The sequence below is a fragment of the Pseudomonas sp. IT-P74 genome, assembly GCF_949768175.1.
Taxonomy (GTDB): Bacteria; Pseudomonadota; Gammaproteobacteria; order Pseudomonadales; family Pseudomonadaceae; genus Aquipseudomonas.
In genome coordinates, this window is the sequence record NZ_CATKQD010000004.1 from 192,260 (window position 1) to 206,987 (window position 14,728).

Below are 14,728 nucleotides of genomic sequence, written 5' to 3' on the forward strand. Positions count from 1 at the left end.
CGCGCCCCTGTTCATTCTGTATGTGGGTTGCACCATGAAGTTGTCCATGCCGCGATTCGATCAAGCCCCTGTCTTGGTAGTCGGCGATGTCATGCTCGACCGTTACTGGCATGGTGGTACCTCACGGATTTCTCCTGAGGCACCGGTGCCGGTGGTCAAGGTCGATCACATCGAAGACCGCCCGGGCGGTGCTGCCAACGTTGCCTTGAACATTGCCGCCCTGGGGGCTCCGGCCTCGCTGGTCGGCGTCACCGGCGACGATGAGGCCGCCAACAGCCTGGTCAACAGCCTCAAGGGCGCCGGCGTGCGGGCCATCTTCCAGCGCATTGCGCACCAGCCGACCATCGTCAAGCTGCGGGTCATGAGCCGTCACCAGCAATTGCTGCGTATCGACTTCGAAGAACCCTTCGCCACCGACGCGCTGGCGCTGACCGCGCAGGTCGATGAGTTGCTCGAAGGCATCAAGGTGCTGGTGCTGTCCGACTACGGTAAAGGCGCGCTGAAAAACCATCAGGCGCTGATCCAGGCCGCCCGTGCCCGTGGCATTCCGGTGCTGGCCGACCCCAAGGGCAAGGATTTCTCGATCTACCGTGGTGCGAGCCTGATCACGCCAAACCTAAACGAATTCGAAACCATCGTTGGTGGTTGCGCCGATGAGCACGAATTGGTGAGCAAGGGCGCGCAACTGATGCACGACCTGGACCTCGGTGCCTTGCTGGTGACCCGTGGCGAGCACGGCATGACCTTGCTGCGCCCGGATCATCCGGCGCTGCACTTGCCGGCCCGGGCCCGTGAAGTGTTCGACGTGACCGGTGCCGGCGACACGGTGATTTCCACCCTGGCGGCCGCGATTGCCGCTGGCGAAGAACTGCCCCACGCGGTGGCCCTGGCCAACCTGGCGGCGGGCATCGTGGTTGGCAAGCTCGGTACGGCGGCCATCAGTGCGCCGGAACTGCGTCGTGCGATTCAGCGCGAGGAGGGTTCTGAGCGCGGTGTACTGGGCCTTGAGCAACTGTTGCTGGCGGTTGATGATGCCCGCGCGCACAACGAGCGGATCGTGTTCACCAACGGTTGTTTCGACATTCTGCACGCCGGCCACGTGACCTATCTGGAGCAGGCGCGGGCACAGGGTGATCGCCTGATCGTGGCGATCAACGACGATGCATCGGTCAGCCGCCTGAAAGGGCCGGGCCGCCCTATCAACAGTGTCGACCGGCGCATGGCGGTGCTGGCCGGCCTGGGTGCGGTGGACTGGGTCATCAGTTTCTCGGAAGGCACTCCGGAAAACCTGCTGAGCGCGGTCAAGCCGGACGTGCTGGTCAAGGGCGGCGACTATGGGATCGACCAGGTGGTCGGCGCGGACATCGTGAAGGCCTACGGCGGTACCGTGAAAGTGCTGGGGCTGGTGGAAAACAGCTCCACCACGGCGATTGTCGAGAAGATCCGCAAGTCCGAGTGACGCAGCTTTTGTAGGAGCGAGCTTGCTCGCGATGGAGTCAGGGCGCACGCGTTGAATCAGTAGATACGCGTCATCGTTAACGACCATCGCTGGCAAGCCAGCTCCTACAGGGTTATGTGCACGCCTTCAGGAGCTGACTTTTTTACGCGGCACGATTTTCTTCAGCAGCAATTTGGCCTTGCCGCGCAACCGCGCCAGGCCCGAATCCTTCCCCGGCGGGGTCAGACCCTGCTGTCTCACCCAGTCCTTCCAGCGAATCCGCTCATCGCGAACCAGCCAGCCCTCCTGTTGGGCGAAACTCTCGGCCAGGTACAGTCCTCGCGTGCTGGCGGGGTACAGCTGATCCTTTTTCAAGGTGTAGAGCTCAGCCATCGGGTGGCCGTCCTGCAAGGGCATCAAGTACAGATCGGGGCGCTTGCGGTCGAGGCGAGCAACGAGTTGGTCGCCTTCCAGTCGCTCATCGACATGGAACAGGCTCAGTGATTTGGCTTCCTTGGGAACGTCCAGGCGCAAGTCGTAGATCAGTTGCAGCGACGCCGTTGGCAAATGCACGTAAGCCCGTGGGCGCTCTATCAGCATCAGGTTGGCGCAACGTACCGGCCGTGCCGAGCCGGACAGTGGCGACAGGCGAAACGGCAGGGCTTCACGGTAATGCAGGGCGGCCGAGTAGGGCGCTGGTAGCCAGGTGTCGTTGAATCGCCCACTGAGCCAGCCTTCCGGGGTTTCCAGCAGGCATTCTTCGGCTATCTCCTGGATCGCCGTGTGCAAGGGCAGGTTCAGTTCGTGGGCCGGCACGTACCCGGAGATCAGCTTGAGCACCACATCGCCACGGTCCTGCCGGCGTTGGCGCACCAGCACCCAATAGTCGCGATTCTGCCAATGCAGGGTCAGGCGCACCGAAACCCCGAGATTGGCCAGCTCCAGGGCAAACCGTTCGCTGTCGCCGACCGTCACCGGGCGACGACGTTGCAGGGTCTGGGAGAAATTCAGCGGCCTGCCAACGCTCTGATAAGCCAGGCCTTCGGGGGTCGCTTCGACGAATAATGGCAGGGTCTTGAAGTTGCTCGGGTTCTTTCTGATGAGCGTACGCGACATGTCGGCTCCTGCTTAAGGCCGCGTGGGCGGCGTCAGTGGCTACGTAGGACCTGGGCAACGGTCGCGACATTGTGGGCGAGGTGCAGCGGATTGATGGTCCCGACAATAGCACTGGCAACACCCGGATGTTCAAACAACAACTCGAAACTGGCGCGCACCGGATCCACGCCCGGACTCAGGCAGACATGACCACTGGCGAGGGCTTTCTTGACCAGAATGGCTTTGCCGTGTGCAGCAGCATAGTCAATGACGGCCTTCTCGTTTTGTTCGTTCAGATTGTAGGTGACCATAGCGCAGTCGCCTTGCTCCAGTGCCTTCAGGCCACCGTCGACGGTTTTGCCGGAAAACCCGAAACCGCGAATCTTGCCTTCGGCCTTGAGCGCGGCGAGGGTCTCATAGGCTTCGCAGTCATTGAGGATCGCCAGGTCGTTACCATCGGAGTGCACCAGCACCAGGTCGATGAAGTCGGTTTCCAGGCGTTGCAGGCTGCGCTCCACGGACATTCGCGTGTGCGCGGCGCTGAAATCGTGGCGGGACTGGCCGTCGGCAAACTCTTCGCCGACCTTGCTGACAATCACCCAGTCCTGACGCTGGCCGCGCAACAACGGGCCGAGGCGTTCTTCGCTGCGACCATAGGCCGGGGCGGTGTCGATCAGGTTGATGCCCAGGTCGCGGGCGAGTTTGAGCAGCATGCGTGCTTCGTCGTCATCGGGAATCCGGAAGCCGTTGGGGTACTTCACCCCTTGGTCGCGGCCCAGTTTCACCGTGCCCAGGCCCAAGGGGGAAACCAGCAGGCCGGTGCTGCCCAGCGGGCGATGCAAGTCGTGCAGGGTTGGTTGGCTCATGGCAGCAGTTGCTCCCAGGCCGGTACACCCATCGGCGGCTTCGGCAATTCAGGCAGCGCTGCCGGGTGGCCTGGCTGGATACCGTCGCGGTTCAGGCTGGCAATCACGCGGTCGGCGAAGTCCGGCGCCAGGGCGAGTTTGGTCGGCCAACCCACCAGCAGTCGGCCTTCCTCGGCCACAAAGGCGTTGTCGGGACGGGTCAGGCCTGATTGCAGGGGCTCGGCGCGATCCACGCGCAAGGTCGCCCATTGCACCGTGCTCAGGTCGATCCATGGCAGCAACTGGCCGAGTTCTTTCTGTGCGGTGGCGATCTGCTCGGCGGGCTCACGGGTCACGCCTTCGGATTCCGCGATATCGCCGCCCAGGTACCAGACCCATTGGCCATCCGCCGCCGGGTGCGTGGTCACGGTGATGCGCGGTTTGGTGCCACCGCCCAGGCAGTGGGCGTACAGCGGTTTGAGGCTTGGCCCCTTGGCGATGATCATGTGCAACGGGCGGCGCTGCATGGCGGGCTGGCTCAGACCCAGCGTTTCAAGCAATGCCGCGGTGCCGGCGCCGGCGCTCAGGACGATGCGCTGGGCACGGATCTCGCGCTCGTCCACCTTCAGGCCGACCAGCACGCCGCCTTCCAGCAGCGGCTCGATCTTCTGCCCGGCGAGCAAGCCATCTCCGGCCAGCTCGGCCAGGCGCTGGATCAGGCTCGGCACGTCGACCACCAGTTCCGCCAGGCGATAGACCTTGCCCTTGAAGCGCTTGTCCTGCAGAGCTGGCGGCAATTGCTCGCCCTTGACCTGATCGACGCGACCGCGCACGGCTTTGCTGGCGAAGAAACTGGTGAGGTTGCCGGCGAGGGTGCCGGGGGACCAGAGGTAATGGGCCTCGGACAGCAGGCGTACGCCGGACAGGTCCAGCTCGCCGTCACCGGCCAGGGCTTCACGCCAGCGGCGCGGCATGTCGGCAATGGCTTCCGAGGCACCGGTCAGGGCACCATGCAGCGCGTATTTGGCACCGCCGTGGATGATGCCCTGGGACTTCACACTCTGCCCGCCGCCGAGGCTGGCGCTTTCCACCAGCACGGTCGAAAAACCCTGGCGACGCAGGCGCGCATTCAGCCAGAGGCCGGCGACACCAGCGCCGACAATCAGAACGTCGGTGGAAATAACGGATGGCATTCGGCGACCTCTGTGTTCAAGACGAGGGCGCAGTATACAGACTCGACGAAGAGCAGATTTGTTGGCGGATGCAAAACCTGTAGGAGCGAGCCTGCTCGCGATGAGGGCGTGTCAGTCGATATCAATGTCGACTGATACACCGCTATCGCGAGCAGGCTCGCTCCTACAATGAGTCGTGATTCGAATTTAGTGCCCGGCAGTCTTGGAGAACAACTGGATGACCACAACGCCCAGCACGATCAACGCCATCCCCAGCATCGCCGGCACGTCCAGTTTCTGCCCGTAGATAAACAGCGCCGCGACGCTGACCATCACGATCCCCATGCCGGCCCACACGGCGTACGCCACACCCACGGGAACGCTGCGCACCACCAGGGTCAGCATCCAGAAGGCGATCCCGTAACCAACGATGACCAGCACCAGTGGCAGCGGGGTACTGAAGCCTTTGACCGCTTTCATTGAAACAGTGGCAATCACTTCGGCGCAGATGGCAATGGCCAGGTAGTAGTAGGCGGTCATGGGTCAATCCTCGTGTGAAGTGTTGCTCTCTGAGGTCGGCATTCTAGAGATTCGCCAGATGCGGTAAAGTCATTACCTATCTGTTTAAGAGATGGGTTGAGCCATGAGCATGCAATGGAATCTGGAGCAGTTGCGGTTGTTTGTCAGCGTAGCGGAGCAGCGTTCGTTTTCTGCCGTGGCGCGCGGTCAGCGCAAGGCGCAGTCGGCGGTCAGCAGTTCGATAGCGTTGCTGGAGGAAGACCTGGGCGTCAGCCTGTTCGACCGCAGCAGTGGCCGTCAGCCGAAACTCACTGAAGCCGGTACGGCTTTGCTGGACGAAGCACGGGAGGTGTTGCGCCAGTGCGAAAGGCTCAACGGCCGGGCATTGGCGATGATGCGCGGGCAAGAGGCGCGACTGCGCGTGGCACAGGATGAGGCGATGCCTTATCAGCCGATCATCGAAAGCTTCGAAGCCCTGGCGGAAAAATTCCCCAGCCTTGAAGTGCAACTGACCAGCGCCGCCCAAGGCGATGTCGCGCGCAAGCTGGTGGAGCGGCGCGCCGATCTGGGGCTGCTTTTCTTTCACGATCAGATTCCCGAGGCGCTTGAGCGGCGGGTGCTGGGCAGCGTGGAAATGGTCACGGTGTGTGGCAAGGATCATCCGTTGGCGGACAAAGGCGCAGTGGACGGCCAACAACTGGCGCTACATCGGCAGTTGCTGATGTCCACGGAGTCGAGCATTTATCCCGGCAGTGATCCGGCCAGCCCGCAGGTCTGGCGCGCCGACAGCTTCTATGTGATGGCTGAATGGCTGGTGCGTGGCCTCGGCTGGGCCTGGTTGCCGCGCCACGTGGTGCAGTACCCGACCTATCAGAACCAGATGGTCGAACTGGTCAGCGAATGGACCCCGCCGGCCCTGGTAGTGGAACTGGTGTGGCGCCGGGATGAACCGCTTGGTCCGGCCGCGCGCTGGCTCGCCGAACGTTTTGCCGTGCACTTGCAGACGATAGGCGAAAAAAGCCGATAAACTCCGCCGCCATGAATAGAACTCTCTACACCGCGCTGTTTTATCTGGGGCTGCCATTGGTAGCGATTCGGCTGTGGCTGCGTGCGCGCAAGGCGCCGGCATATGCCAGGCGCATCGGCGAGCGCTTCTCCTGCGGGATGCCGGCGATGAAACCGGGCGGCATCTGGGTGCACGCTGTGTCGGTGGGCGAAAGCATTGCGGCGGCACCGATGATTCGTGCCTTGCTGGCGCGTTATCCGGATCTGCCGATCACCGTGACCTGCATGACCCCGACCGGTTCGGAGCGCATCCATGCACTGTTCGCCCAAGAGCCGCGCATCCAGCACTGTTATCTGCCCTATGACTTGCCTTGCGCTGCCCGGCGTTTCCTCGATCGGGTTCAGCCGAAACTGGCAGTGATCATGGAAACCGAGCTGTGGCCCAACCATATCCATCAATGCGCCAAACGCGGGATCCCCGTGGCGCTGGCCAATGCGCGGCTGTCCGAGCGTTCGGCCAGGGGATACGGTCGGTTCCCCAAGTTGACCCAGCCGATGCTGGCCGAGATGAGCCTGTTTGCGGTGCAGACCGAAACCGAGGCGCAACGCTTGCGCGACTTGGGCGCACGGACCGAAACCGTCGAAGTGACCGGTTCGATCAAGTTCGACCTGACCATCGACCCGCAACTGCTGGAGCGCGCTGTTGAGCTGCGAGGGCAATGGCAGGCGCTGGAACGACCGGTGTGGATCGCGGCCAGTACCCATGACGGCGAAGACGAGGTGGTGCTGGCGGCTCATCGTCAGTTGTTGGCCAGTCACCCCGATGCCCTGCTGATTCTGGTGCCGCGTCATCCGGAACGCTTCAATCCGGTGTACGGGTTGTGCCAGCAACAAGGGTTTGCCACGGTCCGGCGTTCCAGTGGCGATGCGGTCAGCGCGAATACTTCAGTGTTGCTGGGCGACACCATGGGCGAGTTGCTGTTTCTCTACGCCCTGGCTGACAGTGCCTTCGTCGGTGGCAGCCTGGTGCCCAATGGCGGGCATAACCTGCTGGAGCCGGCGGCCCTGGCTAAACCGGTGTTGAGCGGTCCGCATCTTTTCAACTTCCTCGAAATCGCCGCGCAGTTGCGCAGTGCCGGGGCGTTGCAGGAAGTGGAAGATGCCGAAGGGCTGGCGGTGGCGGTGCAGCGGCTGTTCGAACTGCCGCGAGATGCGCAGCGCATGGCAGAGGCCGGGTTGAACGTGATGCGTGCCAATCAGGGGGCATTGCAGCGGTTGCTGGACGGGTTGGGGCGGTTGATCGAGCGTTAGACCGAGTTGTATTCATTCGCGAGCAGGCTCGCTCCCACACTCGAAACACTGTGGGAGCGAGCCTGCTCGCGAAGCTTTAGCTTTTACTGATCAGGCCGCGCCTTCAATTGCTCCTCTGCCGCCTTGGCCAGATCCGGAGGCAAGAAATCCTTGTCCGGGTTGTAGTTCGGGTTGAGCCAGCGTGCCAGGGTTTGCAGATCCCCCGGATTCAACGTGCCGGCCTGTTGCTTCAAACGCAGGTTGTCGAGGATGTAGTCGTAGCGGGTGTTGTTGTAGTCGCGCACCGAGGTGTAGAGCGAGCGCTGCGCATCCAGCACGTCGACGATGTTTCGCGTACCTACCTGATAGCCGATTTCAGTCGCTTCCACCGCGCTCTGGTTGGAGATGATCGATTGCTTGCGCGCCTGTACCTGCTCGACATCGGTGTTTACCGCGCGGTGCAGGTCGCGGGTGTTTTCCACGATGCTGCGGCGCAGGGATTCGCGTTGCTGCTCGGTCTGGTCCAGCTGTGCATAGGACTGACGCACCTGGGAATTGATCAGGCCGCCGCTGTAGATCGGGATGTTCAGTTGCAGGCCCACGGTGGTTTGCTCGACGTTGCCGCCATAGGATGGTTGGCCCAAGGGAACCGGATTGCTGAAGCCCAGCGCATCGTTGTCGCCTTTCTCGTACTTGGCGATCGCATCAACCGTTGGCAAGTGCCCGGACCTGCGTTGCTTGAGGGTCTGCTCGGCGGCGCTGACGGCATAGTTGCTGGCCAACAGATTGAGGTTCTGTCGGCCCGCCGTTTCGACCCAGGCCTTGGCGTCGTTCGGTACTGGCGGCAGGATCGGCAGGTTATGGCTGATGCCCCAGATCGAGTTGTACTGGCGGTTGGTCAGGGTGATCAATGCTTCAAAGGCGTCGTCCACCTGGCGCTGCGCAACGATGCGGTTGGCGCGTGCGGTGTCGTAGCTGGCCTGTGAGTTCAACACGTCGGTCTTGTCCGAGAGGCCGACATCGAAACGCTCGTTGGATTGATCGAGCTGGCGTTTGAACGCCGCTTCTTCGGCCTTGGTCGAGGCCAGGTTGTCCTGGCTGCGCAGCACATTGAAATAGCTGTCAGCGGTTTGCAGGATCAGGTTTTGCTCGGTCGCCGAGAGTTGCAGGGCAGCCTGTTCGTTGACTTCCTTGGCGGCCTGGAACTGGAACCAGCGATCGGCACGGAACAAGGGTTGCGCCAGGGTGGCCTGGTACGAATGAGCATCGCGGTTGGTCGTACTCGAAGGTTGATCGAGCGACGTACGCACCTCGGAAATATTGGCGCCGCCCGAGAGGTTCGGCAGCAGCCCGGCACGGGCCTGGGGCACGACTTCTTTCTGCGCGCCGTATTGGGCAATGGCAGCCGCCAGGTCGGCGTTGTTGTTGACGGCTTCCTGATAAACGCTGACCAGGTCCGTCTTGGCCGATAAGGGCACATCTGCTGCCCAGGCCATTCCGTTGGACGCACAAGACACGGCAAGGGCCAGTGAGAGTTTGCGCAGCATAGACGATCCCTAGAATTGATATTACGGAGGTAATTTGAGCGCCAAGGCTAAGGCCATGGTTTGACAGCGTCAATGCGCGGCTCAGCGTAGCGAGTGTAGTTGTGCATTGGTACGGCAACAATCCTGATACTGCGTGTAATTACGCCATTCATCACGGCACTTGCAGTGGGGTTGGCGTTCTTTGCCAGTTGTGTCTAGACTGGCCGGGTTCTTGTCGGGGTGCCTTGCTATGAGGCTGAGATCGAATAATTTCGGATCCCGTTGAACCTGATCAGGTTAGCGCCTGCGTAGGGAACAAGATTTCTCGTCACCCGGCGAGTCCTCTTGTGCTTCGTCCGGGATGTTGTTCGACAATCGAACACCCCTCGAGCACTGAGCACAGCACAGCTGGTTTCTCCAGCGCCCGTGCGTCCATTCGTTTACAGGTTCGCTCCGACAAAAAATCCACTGCCTGGATGTGTGTCTGGAGAGCCCGTGATGACTACAAAATCAAAAATCGCCACCAACCTGAGTGACTCGGCCAAGGTCGATCAGCAATCGGTGCAGCCGTTTACCCGCTCGCAAAAAATCTATGTTCAGGGCACTCGCCCGGACATCCTCGTGCCGATGCGCGAAATCAGCCTCGACGTGACGCCGACCGACTTCGGCGGCGAGGTCAACGCACCGGTAGTGGTGTACGACACCTCGGGCCCGTACACCGATCCCAATGTCATCATCGACGTGCGCAAAGGCCTGGCCGATGTGCGTTCGCCGTGGATCGAATCCCGTGGCGACACCGAGCGCCTGAGCGGCCTGAGCTCGAATTTCGGCCAGGAGCGCCTTGCCGATCCGGAATTGACCAAGCTGCGCTTCGCCCACGTCAACAACCCGCGCCGCGCCAAGCCGGGGGCCAACGTCAGCCAGATGCACTACGCCCGCCAAGGCATCATCACCGCCGAGATGGAATACGTCGCCATCCGCGAAAACATGAAGCTGGAAGTGGCCCGTGCCGCCGGCCTGCTGGACCAGCAACACGCCGGCCACAGCTTCGGCGCCAGCGTGCCGAAAATCATCACCCCTGAATTCGTCCGTGACGAAATCGCCCGTGGCCGCGCGATCATTCCGGCCAACATCAACCACACCGAACTGGAACCGATGATCATCGGCCGTAACTTCCTGGTGAAGATCAACGGCAACATCGGCAACAGCGCACTGGGTTCGTCCATCGAAGAAGAAGTGGCGAAACTGACCTGGGGCATTCGCTGGGGTTCGGACACGGTCATGGACCTGTCCACCGGCAAGCACATCCACGAAACCCGTGAGTGGATCATCCGTAACTCGCCGGTGCCGATCGGTACGGTGCCAATCTACCAGGCCCTGGAAAAAGTCGGCGGCGTGGCCGAAGACCTGACCTGGGAGCTGTTCCGCGACACGCTGATCGAGCAGGCCGAGCAGGGCGTCGACTACTTCACCATCCACGCCGGCGTGTTGCTGCGCTACGTGCCGATGACCGCCAAGCGCGTGACCGGCATCGTCTCCCGCGGCGGTTCGATCATGGCCAAGTGGTGCCTGGCGCACCACAAAGAGAACTTCCTCTACACCCATTTCGAAGACATCTGCGAAATCATGAAGGCCTACGACGTCAGCTTCTCGCTGGGCGACGGCCTGCGTCCGGGCTCGATTGCCGACGCCAACGACGAAGCGCAGTTCGGCGAACTGGAGACCCTCGGCGAGCTGACCAAGATTGCCTGGAAACACGACGTGCAGTGCATGATCGAAGGTCCTGGCCACGTGCCGATGCAGTTGATCAAAGAGAACATGGATAAGCAGCTGGAGTGCTGCGACGAGGCGCCGTTCTACACCCTCGGCCCGCTGACCACCGACATCGCGCCGGGATACGACCACATCACCTCCGGTATCGGTGCGGCGATGATCGGCTGGTTCGGCTGCGCCATGCTCTGCTACGTGACGCCGAAGGAACACCTGGGCCTGCCGAACAAGGATGACGTGAAGACCGGGATCATCACCTACAAGATCGCCGCGCACGCCGCCGATCTGGCGAAGGGGCACCCGGGCGCACAGATCCGCGACAATGCCTTGAGCAAGGCGCGTTTCGAGTTCCGCTGGGAGGACCAGTTCAACCTGGGCCTCGATCCGGACACCGCGCGTTCGTATCACGATGAAACCCTGCCGAAGGACTCGGCCAAGGTCGCGCACTTCTGCTCGATGTGCGGGCCGAAATTCTGCTCGATGAAGATCACTCAGGAAGTCCGCGAGTATGCGGCCAACCAGCGGATCGAGGCGGTCGACGTGGACGTTGCCCAGGGCATGGCCGAACAGGCCGAGCGCTTCAAGCAGGAAGGCAGTCAGCTGTATCAGAAAGTTTGATCTGACCTGAAAGGGCGGGGCCTGCATAGGCCCCATCGCCAGCAGGCTGGCTCCCACAGGGGATTTGTGCTGTTCGCAAGTTCTATGTGGGAGCCAGCCTGCTGGCGATAGCGGTCAACACAACAACAAATGTCCCTCTGAGATAACACCCTTGAGCATTCAACCCAGCACTTACTCCCCCGATATCGCGGTGCCGAGCGACAAACGTGTCTTCGGCGGCCGCGATCTGTTTTCCCTGTGGTTTTCCCTCGGCATCGGCCTGATGGTGTTGCAGACCGGTGCATTGCTCGCACCAGGCCTGGGCCTGTCCGGTTCGTTGCTGGCGATTTTTCTCGGCACGCTGGTTGGCGTTCTGCTGCTGGCGGCGGTCGGCGTGATTGGCAGTGACACTGGCCTGTCGTCGATGGCCGCGCTCAAGCTCAGCCTCGGTGCCAGAGGCGCGAGCCTGCCGGCGGTGCTGAACCTGCTGCAACTGATCGGCTGGGGTTCGTTTGAAATCATCGTCATGCGCGATGCCGCCAGCCTGCTGGGCGCGAAGGCCTTCAGCGAAGGCAGCCTGCTGTCCAATCCCGTGCTGTGGACGCTGTTTTTCGGCGCACTGGCGACCTTGTTGGCCGTTAGCGGTCCATTGACTTTCGTGCGGAAGATCCTGCGCAAATGGGGTATCTGGCTGCTGCTGGCCGCGTGCACCTGGCTGACCTGGAACCTGTTCGCCAAGGCTGACCTGGCCGCGTTGTGGGCCCAGGCCGGTGACGGTTCGATGCCGTTCGCCGTGGGTTTCGACATCGCCATTGCCATGCCGCTCTCGTGGTTGCCATTGATTGCCGACTACTCGCGCTTCGGCAAGCGGGCGAAAAGCGTCTTCGGTGGCACCGCCATTGGTTTCTTCATCGGTAATTTCTGGCTGATGAGCCTGGGCGTGGCTTACACCCTGGCGTTCGCGCCGAGCGGTGAAGTCAATGCCTTGCTGCTGGCGCTGGCCGGGGCCGGCCTGGGGATTCCGCTGCTGCTGATTCTTCTGGATGAATCGGAAAACGCTTTTGCCGATATTCACTCGGCGGCGGTGTCCAGCGGGATTCTGTTGCGCGCCAAGGTCGAACACCTGGCACTGGCCATCGGCGTTATCTGCACGCTGATTGCCCTGCTGGCGCCGCTGGCCCAGTACCAGAACTTCCTGCTGCTGATCGGTTCGGTGTTTGCGCCGTTGTTCGGCGTGGTGCTGGTGGACCACTTCATCCTGCGCAAGCGCAGTGCCCAGGTGGCCTGGGCCGCATTGCGCTGGCCAGCGCTGCTCGCCTGGCTGGGCGGGGTCAGCACCTATCACTTGTTGGCCAACCTGTATCCGGATATCGGCGCAACCCTGCCGGCACTGGTAGTGGCAGGGTTGCTCCAGCTGGTGCTGGGCCGGGCCTTCAGTTACGGCCGGGAAACAGCTCGGGCTTGATGATGCCGTTCAGGCGAGGGTAGGGGATCTTCAGTTCGACATGGCCCAGCGCGTAAGGCGCGATGGTGCTGGTTTCGTACTTGAGGATCACCCCACCGTAGGTCAGCGCCACGTTCCGGGTTTTCTGGAACGGCCAGCTCTTCACGAACTCCGGTTCCTGATCGAGCTTGGTGCTGATCAACCAGCTGTTGTGTGCCACTTGCGCGGCTTTCCAGAACGCGTCTTCCTGCCCCGGCACCAGCATGTCCGACAGCGTCAGCACTTTATGCTGTTGGCGCGAATAGTTGATGAAACCTCGACCCGGGGTGCCATGGGCACCGCCGGTGTCCAGGTAACTGGACAATTCGACGATCACCAATCCGTCATGCTGCTCACGTACCTTCGCCTGCAGATAGCTGCTGTAGCGCGGGCCGGCGGTGCGCAAAAACTCTTCGCGGTAGGCCGCCAGGGTCGGCGCGACCGGTGCGTCGGGCGAGGTGCGGGTCATTTGCAGCAGGCGCTTTTCGATGATGCCGTCCAGTGCGGGCTCGTCCGCAAAGTGCAGGGTGTCGATGTTGACCAGCGGGCAATCCGGGTTGCTGCAACCGGGCTTGAGTTGCTCGGAGGCGTCGCGGGTGGTTTCCAGCGGCGTCCGGTAGTTGGGCTGGAACAGGCTCGCGCAAGCGCCCAGGGTCAGGGCGATAGCGGCCACGGAGGCGATTTTGAAAAGCGACATGAGCGTCCTTTCTGAAACAGGGGAAGGCAAAAAGTTACCGGCTTCGACTCTCAACAAAGCAGTCAGTTCGCCACTAAGCTAATTAGAGTGGGTTTCACCCTCACCGTCTATCCCACTGACGGGAAAGGGGCTGCATCAAACGTCACGGGCGCGTTAGGATGGCGCGAAGTCGAGGCCCGGAAAAAAAGCAGCCTCGAACAGGATTTGCAGTAACGAGGATAGTCATGACGGATTTTACCAACGCCATTCCGACCGCCGTTGATATCGTGCGGCGCGAAAAGTGCTACGAGGGCTTCTACAAACTCGAACGCGTGCACTTGCGCCACGAATTGTTCGCCGGGGGCATGAGCCGCGAGATCAATCGTGAAGTGTTCGTTCGCCATGACGCGGTCTGCATGCTGCCCTACGATCCGCAACGCGATGAAGTGGTGCTGATCGAGCAGTTTCGCGTCGGTGCCATGGACAAGACCGACAACCCGTGGCTGATTGAACTGGTCGCTGGTCTGATCGACAAGGATGAAGTGCCGGAAGCAGTTGCTCACCGAGAGGCGCAGGAGGAAGCTGGGCTTGAAATCGGGGCGCTCTGGCCGATGACCAAATACTTTCCATCGCCGGGCGGCAGCAACGAATTCGTGCATCTGTACCTGGGGCGTTGCGACACTACCGGGGTTGGCGGCCTGCATGGGCTGGAGGAAGAGGCAGAAGATATTCGCGTCACGGTCTGGGCGTTCGAAGATGCCCTGCAAGCCGTACGCGACGGACGTATTGCCAACGCGGCGAGCATCATTGCCTTGCAATGGCTGGCTTTGAACCGCGTTGAAGTGAGGGGGTTATGGTCGTAAACAAGCTGCGCGATCGCTATCGGGTGGACCTGGTGGGGCTGCAAGCGTCCTGCGAGGCGAACTACGCGCGCTTGATGCGACTGCTGCCGGACATGCGCAGCGAGCCCGCCGCGCGGCGCATCGCCGTGACCCATGGCGACCAGATGCTCGGCGTGCTGGCGCTGGAGGTGCTGCTGACCTGTCCTTACACCACGACCCTGCAAGTGCGTCAGGAGCACAGCCTGCCCTGGCTGCCGGTGCCGCAACTGGAAGTGCAGGTCTATCACGACGCCCGTATGGCCGAAGTGGTCAGCGCCGAACATGCACGACGCTTTCGCGGCATCTATCCTTACCCGAATGCCTCGATGCATCAGCCGGACGAAAAGGCCCAACTGAACATGTTTCTGGGCGAATGGCTGAGCCATTGCCTGGCGCTGGGGCATGAGTACGAAGTAGTACGTTAGTTGTGA

The 14,728-nt window shown here is 61.8% G+C and carries 13 protein-coding genes and 1 riboswitch; of the genes, 7 read left to right on the forward strand and 6 right to left on the reverse strand.

Annotated features, from left to right (window positions below; translation table 11 throughout):
- Window positions 1-34: 34 nt before the first annotated feature.
- Window positions 35-1,459: a bifunctional D-glycero-beta-D-manno-heptose-7-phosphate kinase/D-glycero-beta-D-manno-heptose 1-phosphate adenylyltransferase HldE gene (gene hldE / locus ACM6J5_RS04490; RefSeq protein ID WP_095943200.1), complete on the forward strand. Its 1,425-nt coding sequence runs from the start codon at window positions 35-37 to the stop codon at window positions 1,457-1,459.
- A gap of 126 nt (window positions 1,460-1,585) precedes the next feature.
- Here hldE and ACM6J5_RS04495 read toward each other — a convergent pair whose 3' ends face one another.
- The 4 genes from ACM6J5_RS04495 to ACM6J5_RS04510 form a co-directional block, all read right to left on the reverse strand.
- Entirely contained in the window at window positions 1,586-2,554 is a 969-nt protein-coding gene (locus ACM6J5_RS04495; RefSeq protein WP_095943199.1) for a metal ABC transporter ATPase, read from the reverse strand.
- Window positions 2,555-2,586: 32 nt separating this feature from the next.
- Window positions 2,587-3,399 (reverse strand): aldo/keto reductase, encoded by an 813-nt coding sequence (locus ACM6J5_RS04500; protein WP_095943198.1) that lies wholly within the window; start codon window positions 3,397-3,399, stop codon window positions 2,587-2,589.
- Window positions 3,396-4,571 (reverse strand): NAD(P)/FAD-dependent oxidoreductase, encoded by a 1,176-nt coding sequence (locus ACM6J5_RS04505; protein ID WP_414927905.1) that lies wholly within the window; start codon window positions 4,569-4,571, stop codon window positions 3,396-3,398. Before ACM6J5_RS04505 ends, ACM6J5_RS04500 begins: the two co-directional genes overlap by 4 nt.
- Window positions 4,572-4,757: 186 nt before the next feature.
- A complete protein-coding gene (locus tag ACM6J5_RS04510; RefSeq protein WP_015093202.1) occupies window positions 4,758-5,090 on the reverse strand; it encodes a DMT family transporter in 333 nt (110 codons plus the stop codon).
- 103 nt (window positions 5,091-5,193) lie between these two features.
- Between ACM6J5_RS04510 and ACM6J5_RS04515 the strand changes: the two genes are divergently transcribed.
- Window positions 5,194-6,096 (forward strand): LysR family transcriptional regulator, encoded by a 903-nt coding sequence (locus ACM6J5_RS04515; RefSeq protein ID WP_172435322.1) that lies wholly within the window; start codon window positions 5,194-5,196, stop codon window positions 6,094-6,096.
- Between the two features lie 11 nt (window positions 6,097-6,107).
- Window positions 6,108-7,385, forward strand: coding sequence for a lipid IV(A) 3-deoxy-D-manno-octulosonic acid transferase (gene waaA, locus ACM6J5_RS04520; RefSeq protein WP_095943196.1), 1,278 nt, complete (start codon window positions 6,108-6,110; stop codon window positions 7,383-7,385).
- Window positions 7,386-7,468: 83 nt separating this feature from the next.
- On the opposite strand, the gene ACM6J5_RS04525 is transcribed toward waaA, so the two are convergent.
- Window positions 7,469-8,911 carry a TolC family outer membrane protein gene (locus tag ACM6J5_RS04525; RefSeq protein WP_095943195.1) on the reverse strand — a complete coding sequence of 481 codons (1,443 nt, stop codon included), beginning with the start codon at window positions 8,909-8,911 and terminating at the stop codon, window positions 7,469-7,471.
- A 205-nt stretch (window positions 8,912-9,116) separates the two neighbouring features.
- Window positions 9,117-9,222, forward strand: a riboswitch (TPP riboswitch).
- A 166-nt stretch (window positions 9,223-9,388) separates the two neighbouring features.
- On the opposite strand from ACM6J5_RS04525, the gene thiC reads away from it, so the two are divergent.
- Complete coding sequence (gene thiC, locus ACM6J5_RS04530) at window positions 9,389-11,278, forward strand: phosphomethylpyrimidine synthase ThiC (RefSeq protein ID WP_150672371.1); 1,890 nt, start codon at window positions 9,389-9,391, stop codon at window positions 11,276-11,278.
- Between the two features lie 151 nt (window positions 11,279-11,429).
- Window positions 11,430-12,722, forward strand: coding sequence for a putative hydroxymethylpyrimidine transporter CytX (gene cytX / locus ACM6J5_RS04535; protein WP_414927906.1), 1,293 nt, complete (start codon window positions 11,430-11,432; stop codon window positions 12,720-12,722).
- On the opposite strand, the gene ACM6J5_RS04540 is transcribed toward cytX, so the two are convergent.
- Window positions 12,691-13,437, reverse strand: coding sequence for an RsiV family protein (locus tag ACM6J5_RS04540; RefSeq protein ID WP_150672373.1), 747 nt, complete (start codon window positions 13,435-13,437; stop codon window positions 12,691-12,693). The genes cytX and ACM6J5_RS04540 overlap by 32 nt on opposite strands.
- A 224-nt stretch (window positions 13,438-13,661) precedes the next feature.
- Between ACM6J5_RS04540 and ACM6J5_RS04545 the strand changes: the two genes are divergently transcribed.
- Complete coding sequence (locus ACM6J5_RS04545; RefSeq protein WP_095943191.1) at window positions 13,662-14,279, forward strand: NUDIX domain-containing protein; 618 nt, start codon at window positions 13,662-13,664, stop codon at window positions 14,277-14,279.
- On the forward strand, window positions 14,270-14,722 hold the full coding sequence (locus tag ACM6J5_RS04550; RefSeq protein ID WP_007977461.1) for a DUF1249 domain-containing protein: 453 nt from the start codon (window positions 14,270-14,272) through the stop codon (window positions 14,720-14,722). Before ACM6J5_RS04545 ends, ACM6J5_RS04550 begins: the two co-directional genes overlap by 10 nt.
- Window positions 14,723-14,728 lie beyond the last annotated feature (6 nt).

Bases quoted from the DNA above. Each gene is read 5' to 3' on its own strand.
- ACM6J5_RS04525 (WP_095943195.1), bottom strand. From the start codon at position 8,911: ATGCTGCGCAAACTCTCACTGGCCCTTGCCGTGTCTTGTGCGTCCAAC.
- ACM6J5_RS04545 (WP_095943191.1), top strand. From the start codon at position 13,662: ATGACGGATTTTACCAACGCCATTCCGACCGCCGTTGATATCGTGCGG.
- ACM6J5_RS04495 (WP_095943199.1), bottom strand. From the start codon at position 2,554: ATGTCGCGTACGCTCATCAGAAAGAACCCGAGCAACTTCAAGACCCTG.
- ACM6J5_RS04505 (WP_414927905.1), bottom strand. From the start codon at position 4,571: ATGCCATCCGTTATTTCCACCGACGTTCTGATTGTCGGCGCTGGTGTC.
- ACM6J5_RS04500 (WP_095943198.1), bottom strand. From the start codon at position 3,399: ATGAGCCAACCAACCCTGCACGACTTGCATCGCCCGCTGGGCAGCACC.
- ACM6J5_RS04540 (WP_150672373.1), bottom strand. From the start codon at position 13,437: ATGTCGCTTTTCAAAATCGCCTCCGTGGCCGCTATCGCCCTGACCCTG.
- thiC (WP_150672371.1), top strand. From the start codon at position 9,389: ATGACTACAAAATCAAAAATCGCCACCAACCTGAGTGACTCGGCCAAG.
- ACM6J5_RS04515 (WP_172435322.1), top strand. From the start codon at position 5,194: ATGAGCATGCAATGGAATCTGGAGCAGTTGCGGTTGTTTGTCAGCGTA.
- hldE (WP_095943200.1), top strand. From the start codon at position 35: ATGAAGTTGTCCATGCCGCGATTCGATCAAGCCCCTGTCTTGGTAGTC.
- ACM6J5_RS04510 (WP_015093202.1), bottom strand. From the start codon at position 5,090: ATGACCGCCTACTACTACCTGGCCATTGCCATCTGCGCCGAAGTGATT.
- waaA (WP_095943196.1), top strand. From the start codon at position 6,108: ATGAATAGAACTCTCTACACCGCGCTGTTTTATCTGGGGCTGCCATTG.
- ACM6J5_RS04550 (WP_007977461.1), top strand. From the start codon at position 14,270: ATGGTCGTAAACAAGCTGCGCGATCGCTATCGGGTGGACCTGGTGGGG.